Raw genomic sequence first — 15,252 nt, forward strand, 5'->3', positions numbered from 1 at the left:
CGTCGAGCAGCGCGGCAGGCGCGGCCGTCCGGGACAGCACCGGCGAATGACGGGACGCGATCCGTCGGACGTCGCTGGCCCATGCCGCCAGGCGGCGCGCACCTACCGTAGGGCGAGTTCCCGGCCGGGCCAACGGGAGCGGAGCCGCCGGTCGTGGCTGGCGACGACGATGGCGCCCGGTCCGGTTCCCAGGGCCTCCTCCAGCTCGTCGCAGAGCCGCGGCGAGAGGTGGTTGGTCGGCTCGTCCAGCAGCAGCAGCTCCGGCGGGTTGGCGACGACCACCGCGAGACCGAGGCGACGACGCTGCCCGACCGACAGTTCGGCCACCGGACGGTCGAGGTCCGTCGACGCGAGCAGCCCGAGTGCCGACAACGGCACCGCTTCGGCCCGTTCCGTTCCGACCGCCGCGTCGAAGACCTGCCGGGCTGTGCGCTGCGCATCCGCGAAGACGCTGTCCTGACCGAGCAGCCCGATACGAAGATCCGGACGCCGCCAGATGGCTCCACCGCGGTTCAGGTGGCCGGCGATGACGGCGAGCAGAGTCGACTTGCCCACGCCGTTGGGGCCGGTCACCAGGAGCCGGTCCCGGGCCGTGATCTCCAGGTGCGCCACCCGCAGCCGGCCGGGAACCTCCAACCGGTCTGCCGTGACGATGGCCTCGGCGCCGTCCCCGGTGGCGATGACCGGGGCGTGGAAACGCAGCGGCTCGGGTGGCGCGGGGACCTGGTCGCGTTCCAGCGTCGCCAGTCGACGGGCGGCGTCGCGGACGCGGCGGGAAATCTGGTTCTGCACGCGGCCGGCGGTGTGCCCGTACCCCATCTTCTCGCTGTCGCGGGGGCCCCGGCCGTGGGCGACCTGATGTCCGGTCACGGCGGCGGCCTCGCGCAGTTCGGCGAGGAGCGCCTGCTCGTCGTCGTGGCGTCGGCGCCAGCGTTGCGCCTCGGCGTGCTTGGCCGCCAGGTAGGCGGTGTAGCCGCCACCGTGGCGGACCGGCCCGTCGACCGCCGGGTCCAGGTCGATGATGTCCGTACAGACCGCGTCCAGGAAGGCGCGGTCGTGACTGGCCAGCACCACCACTCCGGGCAGGGCGCGGAGCTGGTCCTCGCAGAACGCGGCAGCCGCGTCGTCGAGGTGGTTGGTGGGCTCGTCGAGCAGGAGCGCGTCCGGCCGGCGGATCAGCATCGCCGCGAGGGCGAGGCGGCCCCGTTGCCCGCCGGAGAGGGCGGCCAGCGTCCGGCCGTGGGGTATGCCGCCGAGGCCGAGGCCGGCGAGCACCGTCCGGGCGCGCCGGTCGGCATCCCAGGCGTCGCGGTCCTGCGCCCGCTCCAGGACTTCGCCGTACGCGACAAGCAGCCGGTCGTGCTCCTCGCTGCCCTCCGGCGAGTCGGCGAGCGCGACACCGAGCTGGTCCAGCTCGGCGAGGTCGGACCGGGCCTCGCGGAGCGCGTCGTCGAGGATCGCGGCGACGGTCGCGGACGGGACGAACGGCAGCTCCTGGTGCAGGAAGCCGAGGCCCGGTGGGCGTACGACGGTGCCGGAGTCGGGTTCGTCGACGCCGGCCAGGACCCGCAACAGGGTCGTCTTGCCGGTGCCGTTCTCGCCGATGAGGCCGATCCGGTGACCGGGCGCGGCGGTCAGCGAGACGCCGTCGAGCACGCGGCGGGTGCCGCGGATCCGCACCAGGTCATGGGCGATGAGAGCGGGTCGAACAGACATGGGGACCTCGGGGAACGGAGATCCGGGCGCACCCGGGTGGCCCGGCGGGAGCGGGACATGACGACGGGGGCCGCGGCGACGGCGACGCGATCACGCGTCCGTCGGCGGCCGGTCCGGGTGCTCACCCGGAGATGTCGTCGTCACCTGCCACGCCTGCTCCGATCTCCGGCAACTCGGGTCCGAGGTTAACTCACGCCGGCGGGCCGGGCCTCAGCTGCCGCCCATGCTCGACGAGCTGTTGTCCGACGAGTTGCCCGGGCGCGACGTGTAGCGGCCTGCCAGTCGCCCGGCCCGCGCCCGACGCCCCAGCACGCCGATGATCGTCAGCAGCAGGGCGGCGAAGAGCGCGATCCCGCTGCCCAACACCGCTGCCATCGTTCCTGCCGACATGCCGATCATCCTCCGGTCGCCAGCAGCCGGGCGATCGCCGCCGGCTCCGCCAGGTGCGGGAAGTGGCTACCGGGCAACACTGTCACCACGACCTCCGGCAGGGCATCCGTCAGCCAGGCCAGATAGCGGGGTGGCGGCTCGGACGAGGTCACCCAGCGGTAGGGAATCCTCCGCTCGCCGAGGGACCGCAGATCGCGGGTCCGCTCGGCGGCGATCCCCTCGTCGGACCCGCGCAGGATCTCACCCCAGTAACCAAGCAGCAGGTCCGGCCGGGGATCGGTCGCGGTGGTCACGATCTCGCGCGCCTCGGCCGGCAACGTGTCGATGCCCATCCCGGCCAGCATCCCGTCCCACACCCGCCGCCAGTCCGGGCCGCGCAGTGTGGGCTCGGCCTGGCGTACGGCCACACCGAACGGGCCGGGCAGCAGGATCTGGTCCAGGTTCACCACGCCGCGTACCGGGTGGCGGGCCGCGTACGTCGTGGCGACCACCGCGCCGACCGAATGGCCCACCACGATCGGCTGGGCGAGGCCCGCCCCGGTCACCTGTTCGTGCACGACGTCGGCGACCTCCGCCATCCCGTAGGACGACCGCCGGGGTGCGTCACCGTGGCCGGGCAAATCGAGAGCGAGGACCTGCCGGGCAGGATCGATCGCCGCGAGCTCGCGCCGGACGGGGTCCCACTGTCGCCTGTCGAAGGTGAGGCCGTGCAGCAGCACCAACGGTGGCTGATTGTCGTCCCTATCCATTGCCGTTCCTTTCCTGTCCCCCGGTCACTCGGGCACCCGAGCGCAGCGAGTCGATGGTGAGGTCGAGGACCGCCTGGAGGTGGTCGATCTTCCCGGTGGAGAGCAGCAGCAGCACACCGCCCTGGATGCCGGCCAGCAGCGCCGCGGCGGCGCGGTCGGCGTCGACGTCCGCGGCGATGTCCCCGGTCGACTGCATGTGCCGGATGCCCTCGGTGATCGCCTTCTGCCAGCGCCACATGAGCGCGGTCACGATCGCCTGCGCGCCCGGTGCGCGTCGGCCGGTCTGACCGAGCAACCCGTTGAGCGGGCACTTCACGCCCTGCGCGAGGTAGCGCTCGATGAGACGGTCGCGCCACGCCAGCCAGGCCGGCCAGGAGGTCAGGTTGCTGAGCATCGGCTCCTGGTCGATGAGCACCTGGTCGGCCTCGTGCTGGGCCACCGCGAGCAGCAACTCCTCCTTGCCGTCGGGGAAGTAGTGGAAGAGCTGGCCCTTGCTGGTGCCGGTGCGGGCCAGCACGTCCTCGAGGCGTACCTCGTCGACGCCGCGGTCGCGGACCTCGGCGGCAGCGCCGGTGACGATCCGCGCCCGGGTGGCCTCGCCCTTGCGGGTGAACGCCCGTGTCATGCGACCTCCGTCACCGTCTCCGCGCCGTGCCTGCCGATCCGACACTAGCTCGGAGTTTGGACTTGCGGGTCCATTTTTGCCGAGCAAAGGTCTGCAGCGCGGCCCGACCCGGGCCGACACCACGATCGGGAGGGGCACCACCGTGAACCACTACTACCTGCTCGGGCGGTCCGGCCTGCGGGTGAGCCGGCTGGCGCTGGGCACCATGAACTTCGGGGTCGACGGGTTCCACGCCGCGTACGGCAAGACCGAGGAGGAGGCGGAGCCGATCTTCCGCCAATACCTGGAGGCGGGCGGGAACTTCATCGACACTGCGGACTTCTACACCGCCGGGGAGAGCGAGCGGATCCTCGGCCGGCTGATCGACCGGGCCGGCGTGCGCGACCGGCTCGTGCTCACCAGCAAGGCCACCAACACCGTCGACCCGACCGACCCGAACGCCGGCGGCAACGGTCGCAAGCACCTCATGCGGGCGGTCGAAGGGTCGCTGGGCCGGCTCGGCACCGACTACATCGACCTGTACCTGCTGCACACCTGGGACCGGATCACCCCGGTCGAGGAGGTCGTGCACACCCTCGACGACCTGGTGCGCGCCGGCAAGATCCGGTACGCCGGGCTCTCCGACGTGCCGGCCTGGTACGCCGCCCGGGCGCAGAGCTACGCCGAGGCACACGGGCTGGCCCCGATGATCAATATGCAGCTTCCGTACTCCCTTGTGACTCGGGGCATCGAGGCGGAGTTCGTGTCGATGGCGCAGAGCCTGGGGATGGGGCTGACCGCGTGGAGCCCCATCGGTGGCGGGCTGCTCAGCGGCAAGTACCGACGGACCGGCGAGGGCATGAGCGGGACCGGCCGGTTGACCAACCCCGACGCCGCCGGTCGGGAGATCAACCCCAGCGACTGGAGGGTCATCGACGCGCTGGAGAGCGTGGCCGCCGAACTGGGCCGCAGCATGGCCCAGGTCGCGATCAACTGGGTGGCCACCCAGCCCGCCGTCGCCTCGGTGATCGTCGGGGCGAGCAGCCCCGAGCAGCTCGCCAGCAACGTCGGCGCGCTCGACTTCGAGATCCCTGCCGACGCCCGTCGCCGGCTCGACGAGGCCAGCGCCCCGGACCTCGGACTGCCGTACGGCATGTTCACGCCGCAGTACCAGTCCTGGGTGGTGAGCCCCGGCCTCGGCATCGGCGACAAGCCGGCGGGTTACGCCCCGCCGGTGTTCAACGGGGCCACCCCACCCACGACGTGAGAGACCCCGCAGACGGCGAGCACCACCGGCACGGGCGCGGTGCCCGTGCCGGTGTCACCGCGGCGCGACGGTCACGGACGGCTCTGCTCGGGAAGCTGGTTGCCGTAGTAGGCGCCGGCGCCGTGCTTACGGGTGAAGTGGCGGTCCAGCAACCACTGCGGGGCGGCCGCCGCGGGATTCAGCGACAGCGTCTTCAGGGCCATCTCCGCGACCGCCTCGCAGACGATCGCGTTCTCCACCGACTTGAGCGGGTCCTTCGCCCAGGTGAAGGGGCCGTGGTTGGCGGCGAGGGCGACGGGGTTGGCCAGCGCCTCGGCCTCTCCCCCGATCAGCTCGATGATCGCCTGAGCCGTGTTGAACTCGTAGTCGTTGGCGCACTCGTCGGCCGTCAGGTCCCGGGTCACCCGGATCGGGCCGGCGAAGGTGTCGGCGTGCGTGGTGCCGAGCACCGGCACGTCCCGCCCGGCCTGGGCGAAGGCGACAGCGTGCGTCGAGTGGGTGTGGGTCACTCCGCCGATGGACGGCCAGTGCAGGTAGAACGCGCGATGGGTCTCGCTGTCGACGGAGGGCCGCAGCTCTCCGGCCACGACCTGCCCGGTCTCCAAGTCCACCGGGACCAGAAGGTCGGCGGTGAGGTCCTCGTACGCCACGCCGGAAGGCTTGATCACATAGATGCCTGCCTCGCGGTCGACCCCACTCACGTTGCCCCACGTCAGCGCGGCCAGGCCGGCCTGGGAGATGAGGCGGTTCGCGGCGAGGACTGCGGCGCGCAAGTCGGTTGATCCGGCCGTACTCATTGCAGGTGACGCCTTTCGGGTGAGGGGTGGCATCCGGCGCAGCGCGGTGCGGTAGCGCGGCACGTTAGCGCTAACATTTCGCGCAGTCAATAGCCGTGCCGGACCGGTGTGACCCGCCCGCACGAGGCACGACACGGCGCAGTTTAGACGCCGGCGCACCGGCGCGCGCCCCACCTCACTCGTCGCCGCTGGCCGCGCCGGTGAGTTCGGGCGTCGGCGTCGGACCGCCCTCGTAGAGGGCGACGTACCGCCGGCGCAGCTCGGACCCCTCCGCGCCGAGCGCGGCGAGGTTGAGCACGTTGTGGCCGACGCCCAACGCCTCGGGCAGGGTGCAGACCCGCAGCGGGATCGCGTTCGCGTCGGCGATCCGGCGGGGCACGCTCACCGCCGTGGCGAGGTCGACCACGCCGTCGAGTGGGCTGATGGCGACCGCGGCGGTCCGCAGACCGGTCCGGCGCGGCGGATTCGGCAGGCTACGCGCGATCGTCAGGTACTGGGTGACGGCGGAGAGTGAGTAGCCGCGGGACGTGACGCGATCCGGGAGGATGCGCCGCCCGTACAGCGTGATCAGCGGTCGGACCGCGAAGGCCGGCGCCTGACGCGGGTCCGGGCCGAAGAACGGCGACAGCAACAGCAGCCGCCGTACGACGTCACCCGGCACCTGGGCCAGCCAGGTGGCCAGCACGGCGCCGCCGGAGATCCCCACGATGCCCACCTCGTCGCCGAGGCCCGCCGCGACGGCCAGCGCCCGCGCGGCGTACGTCGTCAGCTCCTCGGCCTCGACCCGGTGGTGGGCCACCCTGTCGACGGTCCCGTGGTGGGGCGCCCGTGGAATCCAGACGTTGTACCCGCTGTCGAAGAACTCCTCGGCCAGCTCGTCGTACTGCTCGGGCGCGAGGGTGTACCCGTGCAGCAGCAGAACGACCCGGCCGGTACGGCCGCCGTGGCTCAGCAGGCGGCTCCGTGATTCCGGCCGGACCGCTGGATCCGCCGCCTCGGCCGCGATGATGGCCTCGGCGGCGCGGGTGGCGGTGTCGAAGTCGAGCGGGGGTGACGGCGCGACGCGTAACCCACGGCGACGCAGCGGCCAGAGATACAACCCGGCGACCAGCGCCACGACCAGCGCCAACCCACCGAGGACGAGGGCGATGATCTCCGGCATGCTCCGATGCTGACAGGGCTGCGGGTCGGTGCCGGCCGAGGGGTGCGCCCTGGTGACAGGGCGCACCCCGGTCCGCTATTCCTGGGCGTCCGGCGGCGCGAAGGCGACCCTGGCACGCAACTGCCGGAACCCGGTCCGTTCCAGTTCCGCGAGCACCGCCACCTGGTGGGCGTCCACGTCGGCGATGACCTCCCGGGCACCGCCGGCGGCCAGCACCCGGACCGCCTCGGCCAGCAACTCGGGTCGGGCCGCCTCGTCGAGCAGGCCGAGATAGGCCAGCAGCGGGTAGCAGGCGTCTCCGGCCGTGCCGACCAGACCCACCGGCTCCCCGGCATCCAGCACGATCCGCCATTCCTCGGTCGCGTCGCCGAGCCAGGCCAGGGGGTGGGTGGCCAGGTCGACGCCGGCGACCGCCCGCGCGATCTCGACGCCGGTCAGCACGTCCGGCTCGGCGATCCGGGCGACCAGGGCGTTGATCTCCGCTGCGTCGGCGGGCCGCCGGAAGTCGTAGCGCCCGGAGGACGCCGGCAGCGGGGTGCCCGCCCAGGAACACCTGAGCCGCTCCCCCCGTTCGACCAGCCCGGCGAGCCGGGCGGCCGCCATCGGCGCCCGCACCACGGCAAGCACCTCCGGCCGACGCCGCCAGTGCGCCGGCAGCGCGGCGTAGTACCGGCCGGGACCGCCCAGCGCCTCGTGGGCGGCGTGCAGCAACTCGGCGCCCACCTCCGGCTCGGCGTCCAGATCGAACCGGTCCAGCCAGGGGGCTCCGACAGCGCCCGGCGGGAGCAGCCAGGCGGCCCGGCCGACCACCCGGCCGGCGCGCAGGGCGACCCAGGTGGTCTCGGGTCGGTAGCCGCCGCCGGCGATCCCGTCGGCGTAGGCGACCTGGCGCAGTTGGGGCAGTGGATCGGGCATGGAGTCGAACAGGTTTTCCTCGCCCGCGACGAGCGGACGGATGACCAGATCAGTCATGGGTTGGGCCTCCGGGAAGCGCGCGCCCCGGATCAGATCCGCGCGGACGCCGGAGCGCGGAGGGGGCGCAGAACATCGGACATTGTTCTGACCTCCTCCCAGCTCGACGGCGTGCCGGCAGACGATACGCGCGGCGGTCGTCGAGCCGCAATGGATTATCACAGCGTCGGGTTGGTCTCCGACCCACGCCGGTGGGCTCTCTGGTCGAAGACGGCGATGGCGGCCAGGATCACCGCGGCCGTGGCCGCCACGGCCACCGGCGGGAGCAGCACCATCGGGAGCGCCGCCACGACCAGCACCGCCGCGCCGACGTACAGCATCCGGCAGCGTGGCGCGGATCGGCTCTCCCTCTCCAGGAAGCTCCGCCCGACCAGGAACAGCACCGGGCCACCGAACATGATGACGACAAGGGCCCAGTCGATCGGCGAGTGCGGGTCCTCGATGACCTGCCCGAAGCCGACCGCCGTGCAGATGATGCCTCCGACGATGATCAGCAGGCTGTAGCTCGCCCACCGCGACAGCTCTATCCCCTGCCCACCCGGGGTCGCGGCCTGACCGGACCGGACGTGGTAGAAGTAGATTCGCCAGAACGAGACCGCCGTCACGAAGGCGGCGACGAGGGTGATGGTCCCCTCCCTGGTGAAGCCCGGAAAACTGACGGCGGCGCCGGCTTCGAGCACCACCTCGGCGAGCGCGATCATGAAGAACTGGTTGTACCGCTCCGCGAGGTGTACGTGGGAGATGTCGGCCCCCGTCCTGCCGAACCACCCCGGACGGAACGACGGCACGGGCCAGGCCGTGGCAGCGCCGATGAGCTCGATGGCGAGGGCGAGGGTCCAGAAGACGCCCCGACCGAGGCCCCCGCTGATGCCGCCACTGATCCAGAGCACGCCGGAGGCGGTGTGCCAGGTCAGCACCCGGGCCGCGAACGCCCGACCCGGGTGGCCACGCAGGGCGAACGTCAGGAAGAGCGGTCGGCCGATCTGGATGAGGACGTAGGTGCAGGAGAACACCACGCCGCGCTTGCCGAACGCCTCCGGCAACGAGACGGCAAGCACCAGTGTGCCGAACATCGTCGCCAGCAGGACGGCCTGGAGGTCCGGTCGGCGAGGGTCGTAGGTGCTGGCCAGCAGGGCGTTGAGCGACCAGATCATCCACATCGCCGTGAAGAACAGCACCGTCTGGCCCGCCTCCGACAGCAGCGTGTGTCGGACGATGGTGAGGTCGTCCGCCACCCGCCCGGCGAGGCGGGCGAGCGCGAAGACGTAGACGATGTCGAACAGCAGTTCCAGGACGGTCGCCGAGTCCGGGCTCCTGCTGTCGCCGAGCCCACGCAGGAACCCGGGGCGCGTCTGCACGGACGGCGGGACAGCTCAGCCGGCCACAGCCGCCGGCACGGGCACGCCGGTGCGGTGACGGTGTTCGGCGACCTGCTCCGCTGCCATCGTCCCCGACCCTCCTACCGACCGTGCCCCCCAGTTCCTGTCTGCGTACTTTATCCAGAAATATGAGAGTCTTCGTGGTTATGCCGGATAGCCCCACCCGCGGACCGGACCGACGCCCCCTCGCCCGTCGCGCCCCCGTCGGCGGTACGAGCGATCATTCGTGCCGTCACCCGCCGGTACGAGCGCGGGTCCACGGGGAGCAGCCACTGCCAGGCCCGGGTCAGCGGACCGACGTTGAGCCCCAGCTCGTTGAGCACCTCGTCGATGTTGTGCATCGAGAACGGGATGATGTTCGTGCCGCGGGCGTGCCGCCCGTTGGTGCGCGCCGCCATCCAGGCCAGCCGGGCGCGCACCTCGTCGCGCATCCGGTCCTCGGCGGGCAGGGCGATCCCACCCCGCAGGTACGCGGCCGTCCACACCGCCGCCATCTCCGCGCTGAGCGGGCTGAAGAACGACGAGTTGTAGCCGGCGAACGTCAGCCGTGGCACGCCGATCGGCAGAATCTGGCGGTAGAGCTGGAAGTTGCCCGCGTCGTCCTGTAGCCGGGCGTGCAGGGCGTCGTCGAAGAACGGCACGTGCTGGCGGAAGCCGGTGCCACAGATCACCAGGTCCGCGGGGAGCACAGTGCCGTCGGCCAGCCGGGCGGCGGGCCGGCCGTCGTCGCCGACGAGCAGCTCGGTGATCATCTGCTCCCGGTGCACGGTGATGCGGCCGTCGGCGACCCGCTCGAAGAAGCCCTCCGTGACGAGGCTGACAGTGCTGCGGGCGATGTCCTCGAAGCTGCCCCTGGGCACCAGACCCAGCTCACGCAGTCGGAGCTGTCTGGTCGCAACCGCGCCGACGCTGTCGACCATCCGTTGGCGCAGGCCGTTACCCGGACCGTGCAGGAACCGCTCGAAGCCCTTCAGGTCGAGGTAGCGGAACAGCGCCTCACCCATCCGGGTGAGCAGCAGGTACTTGTAGTTGAGCGCCCCGCCGAGCTTGCGGGGCATCTTCCAGAGCAGGTCCCGGGCCACCACGTGGGTCTGGGCGGCGACATCGCTCAGCGGGACCGCCACGTCGCAGGACGACTTGCCGTACCCGACGACGAGGACGTTCCTGCCCCGGGCCGCCTCGACGTCGTGGAACTCCCCCGTGGCCAGGACGCGCCCACCGGCGGCGGCGAAGCCCTCGTGCCCGTCGAACGACGGCACGACCGGGTCGGAGAAGATGCCGTTGGCGACGACCAGGTGGTCGTACCGCTGCACCGTCACCGGGTCCTGGGCCCCCGTCGGCCGCGACGTGACAAGCCACCCGGTGTCGTCGTTGATGAGCTCGGCCGAGGCAACCTCCGTGGACAGCCGCAGCACGCTGCCGAGCCCGAACTTCTCCACGTAGCTCTCGAGGTACCGCTGGACCTGCTCACCCGAGGGCCACTGCGGACAGTCGGCGGGCATCGGCAGGTCGGAGAGGTGATAGGTGCCCTTGTTGTTCTGGGTGTGCAGACCGGGATAACGCCGGGTGCGACTCCACACCCCACCGACGTCGGGGGCCTTCTCGAACACTGTGACGTCGAACCCGCTCTGCCGCAGCACCTTGGCTGCGCTCAGTCCGGCGAATCCGGCACCGACGACGGCAATCCTCATGGCATCCTCCGAGGCGCGTGGACCACTGCGGCAGCGGTGGTGAGCGCACGCTAACCAGCGGACCGCGGTCGTCGCTATCCGCTGCGCGCGAGGTGTGTCCGCTGCGCGCAGCCGACCGGCTCGGTGTCGGGTGCGCGGCTTTGCGGCACCGTTCTTCCGGTCCCGCCGTATGGTCAGCGCACCAGGACGCCCGGGAGGGGCCGGATGGATGCGGTGACGGTCCGCACTGACGACGTCGACCAGGCCCGCGCCGAGGTCGGCAAGGTCTTCTGTCCGCACCGACTCACCCCGCAGGCGGGCGTACGCGCCGTCCAGCTGCGGATGGCGGCACGCCGGGTGGGCGGCGTGGGCGTCATCGACCTGGACTACGGGCAGACGGTACGGATCCAGCCCCCCGCCCTGGAGAGCTTCTATCTCGTCCAGATTCCCCGGGCCGGCAGCACGGTGGTCGAGCACTCCGGCCACACGGTGACCTCGACGCCCGACGTCGCCTCGGTCCTGTCCCCGTACGACCCCTCGGACATGCGGTGGTCCGAGGGGTCGCCACATCGGATCTTCTACGCCGACCGGCGCGCCGTCGACCGGGAACTCGCCCGCCTGCTGGGCCGCCCGGTGGACGATCCGGTCCGCCTCGACATCGGCATGGCCATGACCACGCCGACCGCGCGGGCGTGGGCACGCGGGGTGGCGTTCCTCGCCGACGAGCTGGCACAGCCGACGGACGCGTCCCTGTTCGACCATCCGCAGGTCGCCGCCCGTTTCGAGCAGGGGCTCATCGGCCAGCTGTTGCTGGCCCACCGGCACAGCCATTCCGACCTGCTCGCCGCGCCGGGCGACCACGCCAACCCTGGGCGACTGGTCCGCCGGGCCTGCGCCCTGATCACCGACCACCACGGCGAGGCACTGACCGTCGGTGATGTCGCCGAGGCGCTGCGGGTGAGCGTCCGCACGTTGCAGGACTGCTTCCGGCGGGAGTTGCGGACCACCCCGACGGCGTACCTGCGGGCCTGTCGCCTCGACGCGGCGCACCGATCGTTGCGGGCGGCCGAGCCGGGGGTCTCGGTGACGACAGTCGCGCTGCGGCACGGGTTCGTGCACCTCGGTCGGTTCGCGACCGAGTATCGGACGCGGTTCGGCGAGGCGCCGTCCACGACCCTGCGCCGTTGACTGTCGTCCGGCCGACCACCGTCGAAACTGTTATCCGGGCGCGGCTGGTCAGTCTCCTGAGGTGAGGCGTTGGCGGGATTCCCGCCGACCGAGCATCGATCAGCGGTGCGATCACACGAAGGAGTCGAGACGATGCGCGCAACCGGCCAGGGTGAGGCGGACACCCCGAGGGGGACCCGGGGCGTCCACGCGGAGCCCCGACGCGGGTTGTCCCGCCGCCTCCCGATCGGTGTTCGACGCCTGTGGTGGCCCCTGGCCGTGGCGGCCGTGGTCGCCGTACTGGTGACCGGGGTGTTCGTCGTCGTGCAACCGACCGGGCCGACGCCCGCTCCCGCCGCCACGCAGGCGCTCGACACGCCGCCGACGACGAGCCCGGAGCCCAGCGCACCCACCGCGACCACGCCGGCCGCGACGACCAGCCCGGCGGCGGTGACAGCGACGCCGACGACCAGGCCGGCGGCGACGCCGACGACCGGCCGTCCGGCCGCCCCGGCGGCGACCGCCGTGACCTCGACACGCAAGGGTGTCGGCGTGTGGACCTTCGACGGGGTCAGCCAGGCACTGGCCAGCTCCGGGGCGAGTTGGTACTACACCTGGGACGTGGCCCACCCGGGCGTCACCAGCCCGAAGAACGCCGAGTTCGTCCCGATGATCTGGGGGGCGAAGAGCGTCACCGCCAGCAACCTGCAGAAGGCCCGGCAGAACGGCCGCTACCTGCTCGGGTTCAACGAGCCGGACCTGAAGGGTCAGGCGGAGATGACAGTGGAGCAGGCGTTGGAGCTGTGGCCGCAGCTGGAAGCGACGGGGCTGCCGCTGGGCAGCCCGGCGGTGGCCTGGGGCGGTGACCGGCCGGGCGAGTGGCTCGACCGTTTCATGGCCGGGGCGAAGCAGCGCGGTCACCGCGTCGACTTCATCGCCCTGCACTGGTACGGCGGCGACTTCACCACCGCCAACGCTGTCAACCAGCTCAGGTCGTACCTCCAGGCGGTGCACGACCGCTACCAGCTACCGGTCTGGCTCACCGAGTTCGCCCTGATCGACTTCTCGAACGGCGTCCGCTTTCCGACCCAGGCACAGCAGGCCGCGTTCCTGACCGCGGCGACCCGGATGCTGGGCGGCCTGTCCTGGCTGCACCGGTACGCGTGGTTCGGTCTGCCCGCCACCGACAGGGACCAGACCGGGCTCTTCCGCACCGGCAGCGAGGCGACCGCCGTCGGCCGCGCCTACCAGGCCGCGCGCTGACCTCGGCTACCTCTGGTCCACGTGGTCCCGCCACGAGTGGCGCGGCTCGTAACCCAGCACCCGGCGCGCCTTGTCGATGCTGAGCAGGGTCTCGTGCTCGCCCAACTCCTTGCGGACCTCGACGCCCGGGTAGACCTCGGCCAGCAGGCTGGCGCTGGACCGGCTCATCACGGTGTCGGCGTTGGCGATGATGAAGACGTCGGCGCCGGGCCGGTCGTGGGCGAGCGCCCGCTCGACCGCCTGGGCGCCGTCGCGGGCGTCGATGTAGCCCCACAGGTTCCACCGGCGTAGCCGCGGGTCGGCGTCGAACGAGGGGAACGGCGCGTAGTCCTCGACATCCATCACGTTGGAGAAGCGCAGACCCACCATCACCAGCTCCGGGTCCCAGCGGCAGAAGTGCCGCGCCATCTCCTCCTCAAGGGCCTTGTTCAGCGAGTACGTCGACTCGGGCCGCGGCGCGTACTCCTCGTCGACCGGCGCGTACGGCGGCGGGGTGTCGAACGGCAGCCCGAGCACCGTCTCGCTCGACGCCCACACCACCCGCTTGATCCCGGCCGCCCGGGCCGCGGCGAAGACGTTGTACGTGGCGGCGGAGTTGTTCGCGAACGTTGTCGCGTTGGGCATCAGCCCGGGGGCCGGGACCGCCGCCAGGTGCACTATCGCGTCGACACCACCGGCGTGCTCGTCGGCTCCCCCGGTGAACGCCTCCACCACCTGCCCGTAGTCGGTCAGGTCGACGAGGAGGAACTCGCCGCCCACGGCGCGCGGGTCGCGGCCACCGGCGCGGTCCACCGCCAGCACGTCGACGCCGACGGCCCGCAGGTGGGCGACCACGGCACGGCCGAGCTTGCCGGTGGCACCGGTGACGACGACACGCCTGGGCAGTGCGGAGTTGGTCATGACGACATCCTCTCCGGAGGTGGACGGGGACCCGCACGCGGGTGCCGAGCCGGCCTGGGTGGGCGTCCGCACTCACCCACGGCACCGGTCACCTGTCCACGGGTAGCGTGCTCGTCGGCGGCACCGAGGTGACTGGAGGAAGCATGGCGGAGACTCCGCGGGGGCTTGAACAGAGGCTGCGGGACACGCGCGCCAGGCTGGAGACCGACATCGACCTCTGGGTCGCGACGTCGGGCGTCCCGGACGGCGTGCACCTCATCCCCCTCTCGTTCCTCTGGGACGGGAGCACGTTTCTCGTCTCGACGCCGCGGGCCTCGATCACGAGCCGCAACCTGCTGGCGGACGGCCGGGTACGACTCAGCCTCGGGCCGACGCGCGACGTCGTCATCGTCGACGGTGTTGCCGAGCCGGTGGACATCGCCGACCTCGGCCCCGAGGTGAGTGAGAGGTTCGCGACCCAGACCGGCTTCGACCCCAGCGCGCTGGACGAGCCGTACCAGTACTTCCTGATCCGGCCGCGACGCGTCCAGGCCTGGCGTGAGGCGAACGAGCTGCGGGGACGTGTCCTCATGCGCGACGGCCGCTGGCTCGGCTGACCACCCGGCGCGCCGGGGAGCTGCCACCGGGACTCGCCCGCCACATCGGGCAGTTCCCGCGATGGACATGCGCGTCCAACCATGATCGCGACCGGCGGGTGCGTAACGTGCAGGGGTAAACGCTGACGCGACGAGGAGACTGCATGTCCAAGCCACCGCTTCCCGAGGCCGCGATCGCCATGCTCCGGAAGCCGAACCCGGCCGTGATGACCACGCTTCGCAACGGTGGTCAGCCGGTGTCCGCCGCCACCTGGTACCTGTGGGAGGACGGCCGGATCCTGGTGAACCTGGACGAGAGCCGCCGCCGGTTGCAGCACATCCGCAACGACCCGCGGGTGTCCCTGACCGTGCTCGACGAGGCCGGCTGGTACACCCACGTGAGCATCGTGGGGCACGTCGGCGAACTGCGCGCCGACGAGGACCTGGCCGACATCGACCGGTTGTCCCTGCACTACACGGGCAACGCGTACCCGCGGCGGGAGCGGGCCCGGGTCAGCGCCCTGATCGAGATCGACCGGTGGCACGGCTGGGGTTCGCTCAAGGACAACGACCAGGTCGGCTGACAGTGCGGGCGGTCGACTCTTGACGGTGGAGTGTGGTCGGCTTAACTTCATCAATCA

The 15,252-nt window shown here is 71.8% G+C and carries 15 protein-coding genes; 5 read left to right on the forward strand and 10 right to left on the reverse strand.

Annotated features, from left to right (window positions below; translation table 11 throughout):
* Positions 1–102 precede the first annotated feature (102 nt).
* The 4 genes from ACQPWW_RS20220 to ACQPWW_RS20235 form a co-directional block, all read right to left on the reverse strand.
* Positions 103–1,716, reverse strand: a complete 1,614-nt coding sequence (locus ACQPWW_RS20220) for an ABC-F family ATP-binding cassette domain-containing protein (RefSeq protein ID WP_433124677.1) — start codon at positions 1,714–1,716, stop codon at positions 103–105.
* Between the two features lie 210 nt (positions 1,717–1,926).
* Positions 1,927–2,106, reverse strand: a complete 180-nt coding sequence (locus ACQPWW_RS20225) for a hypothetical protein (RefSeq protein WP_433124679.1) — start codon at positions 2,104–2,106, stop codon at positions 1,927–1,929.
* A gap of 5 nt (positions 2,107–2,111) precedes the next feature.
* A complete protein-coding gene (locus ACQPWW_RS20230; protein ID WP_433124680.1) occupies positions 2,112–2,855 on the reverse strand; it encodes an alpha/beta fold hydrolase in 744 nt (247 codons plus the stop codon).
* The gene (locus tag ACQPWW_RS20235) at positions 2,848–3,480 is read right to left on the reverse strand and encodes a TetR/AcrR family transcriptional regulator (protein ID WP_433124682.1); all 633 of its coding nucleotides are present in this window, start codon (positions 3,478–3,480) and stop codon (positions 2,848–2,850) included. The genes ACQPWW_RS20230 and ACQPWW_RS20235 overlap by 8 nt, the downstream gene beginning before the upstream one ends.
* Before the next feature lie 142 nt (positions 3,481–3,622).
* On the opposite strand from ACQPWW_RS20235, the gene ACQPWW_RS20240 reads away from it, so the two are divergent.
* Positions 3,623–4,726: an aldo/keto reductase gene (locus ACQPWW_RS20240; protein WP_433124684.1), complete on the forward strand. Its 1,104-nt coding sequence runs from the start codon at positions 3,623–3,625 to the stop codon at positions 4,724–4,726.
* Positions 4,727–4,797: 71 nt separating this feature from the next.
* Here ACQPWW_RS20240 and araD read toward each other — a convergent pair whose 3' ends face one another.
* The 5 genes from araD to ACQPWW_RS20265 all read right to left on the reverse strand — a co-directional run bounded on the left by araD (position 4,798) and on the right by ACQPWW_RS20265 (position 10,727).
* Entirely contained in the window at positions 4,798–5,499 is a 702-nt protein-coding gene (gene araD, locus ACQPWW_RS20245; protein WP_433124686.1) for an L-ribulose-5-phosphate 4-epimerase AraD, read from the reverse strand.
* A gap of 199 nt (positions 5,500–5,698) precedes the next feature.
* A complete protein-coding gene (locus ACQPWW_RS20250) occupies positions 5,699–6,685 on the reverse strand; it encodes an alpha/beta hydrolase (RefSeq protein ID WP_433124687.1) in 987 nt (328 codons plus the stop codon).
* 75 nt (positions 6,686–6,760) lie between these two features.
* Entirely contained in the window at positions 6,761–7,657 is an 897-nt protein-coding gene (locus ACQPWW_RS20255) for an acetyltransferase (RefSeq protein WP_433124688.1), read from the reverse strand.
* 158 nt (positions 7,658–7,815) lie between these two features.
* Positions 7,816–9,015, reverse strand: a complete 1,200-nt coding sequence (locus ACQPWW_RS20260; RefSeq protein WP_433124689.1) for a low temperature requirement protein A — start codon at positions 9,013–9,015, stop codon at positions 7,816–7,818.
* A 137-nt stretch (positions 9,016–9,152) separates the two neighbouring features.
* On the reverse strand, positions 9,153–10,727 hold the full coding sequence (locus tag ACQPWW_RS20265; RefSeq protein WP_433124690.1) for a flavin-containing monooxygenase: 1,575 nt from the start codon (positions 10,725–10,727) through the stop codon (positions 9,153–9,155).
* Positions 10,728–10,931: 204 nt separating this feature from the next.
* On the opposite strand from ACQPWW_RS20265, the gene ACQPWW_RS20270 reads away from it, so the two are divergent.
* Entirely contained in the window at positions 10,932–11,894 is a 963-nt protein-coding gene (locus ACQPWW_RS20270) for an AraC family transcriptional regulator (RefSeq protein ID WP_433124692.1), read from the forward strand.
* 132 nt (positions 11,895–12,026) lie between these two features.
* A complete protein-coding gene (locus ACQPWW_RS20275) occupies positions 12,027–13,136 on the forward strand; it encodes a glycoside hydrolase family protein (RefSeq protein WP_433124693.1) in 1,110 nt (369 codons plus the stop codon).
* A gap of 6 nt (positions 13,137–13,142) precedes the next feature.
* Here ACQPWW_RS20275 and ACQPWW_RS20280 read toward each other — a convergent pair whose 3' ends face one another.
* Positions 13,143–14,036: an NAD-dependent epimerase/dehydratase family protein gene (locus ACQPWW_RS20280; protein WP_433124694.1), complete on the reverse strand. Its 894-nt coding sequence runs from the start codon at positions 14,034–14,036 to the stop codon at positions 13,143–13,145.
* A 143-nt stretch (positions 14,037–14,179) separates the two neighbouring features.
* On the opposite strand from ACQPWW_RS20280, the gene ACQPWW_RS20285 reads away from it, so the two are divergent.
* Complete coding sequence (locus ACQPWW_RS20285) at positions 14,180–14,632, forward strand: pyridoxamine 5'-phosphate oxidase family protein (protein ID WP_433124696.1); 453 nt, start codon at positions 14,180–14,182, stop codon at positions 14,630–14,632.
* Positions 14,633–14,775: 143 nt separating this feature from the next.
* On the forward strand, positions 14,776–15,195 hold the full coding sequence (locus ACQPWW_RS20290) for a PPOX class F420-dependent oxidoreductase (protein WP_433124698.1): 420 nt from the start codon (positions 14,776–14,778) through the stop codon (positions 15,193–15,195).
* Positions 15,196–15,252 lie beyond the last annotated feature (57 nt).

Source organism: Micromonospora sp. CA-240977 (genome assembly GCF_050942285.1).
GTDB lineage: Bacteria > Actinomycetota > Actinomycetes > Mycobacteriales > Micromonosporaceae > Micromonospora.

What these genes read in the sequence shown, in the direction of transcription:
- ACQPWW_RS20220 (WP_433124677.1), bottom strand. Translation starts at nt 1,716, where the DNA reads ATGTCTGTTCGACCCGCTCTCATCGCCCATGACCTGGTGCGGATCCGC.
- ACQPWW_RS20250 (WP_433124687.1), bottom strand. Translation starts at nt 6,685, where the DNA reads ATGCCGGAGATCATCGCCCTCGTCCTCGGTGGGTTGGCGCTGGTCGTG.
- ACQPWW_RS20235 (WP_433124682.1), bottom strand. Translation starts at nt 3,480, where the DNA reads ATGACACGGGCGTTCACCCGCAAGGGCGAGGCCACCCGGGCGCGGATC.
- ACQPWW_RS20270 (WP_433124692.1), top strand. Translation starts at nt 10,932, where the DNA reads ATGGATGCGGTGACGGTCCGCACTGACGACGTCGACCAGGCCCGCGCC.
- ACQPWW_RS20230 (WP_433124680.1), bottom strand. Translation starts at nt 2,855, where the DNA reads ATGGATAGGGACGACAATCAGCCACCGTTGGTGCTGCTGCACGGCCTC.
- ACQPWW_RS20290 (WP_433124698.1), top strand. Translation starts at nt 14,776, where the DNA reads ATGTCCAAGCCACCGCTTCCCGAGGCCGCGATCGCCATGCTCCGGAAG.
- ACQPWW_RS20265 (WP_433124690.1), bottom strand. Translation starts at nt 10,727, where the DNA reads ATGAGGATTGCCGTCGTCGGTGCCGGATTCGCCGGACTGAGCGCAGCC.
- ACQPWW_RS20275 (WP_433124693.1), top strand. Translation starts at nt 12,027, where the DNA reads ATGCGCGCAACCGGCCAGGGTGAGGCGGACACCCCGAGGGGGACCCGG.
- ACQPWW_RS20255 (WP_433124688.1), bottom strand. Translation starts at nt 7,657, where the DNA reads ATGACTGATCTGGTCATCCGTCCGCTCGTCGCGGGCGAGGAAAACCTG.
- ACQPWW_RS20280 (WP_433124694.1), bottom strand. Translation starts at nt 14,036, where the DNA reads ATGACCAACTCCGCACTGCCCAGGCGTGTCGTCGTCACCGGTGCCACC.
- ACQPWW_RS20225 (WP_433124679.1), bottom strand. Translation starts at nt 2,106, where the DNA reads ATGTCGGCAGGAACGATGGCAGCGGTGTTGGGCAGCGGGATCGCGCTC.
- ACQPWW_RS20285 (WP_433124696.1), top strand. Translation starts at nt 14,180, where the DNA reads ATGGCGGAGACTCCGCGGGGGCTTGAACAGAGGCTGCGGGACACGCGC.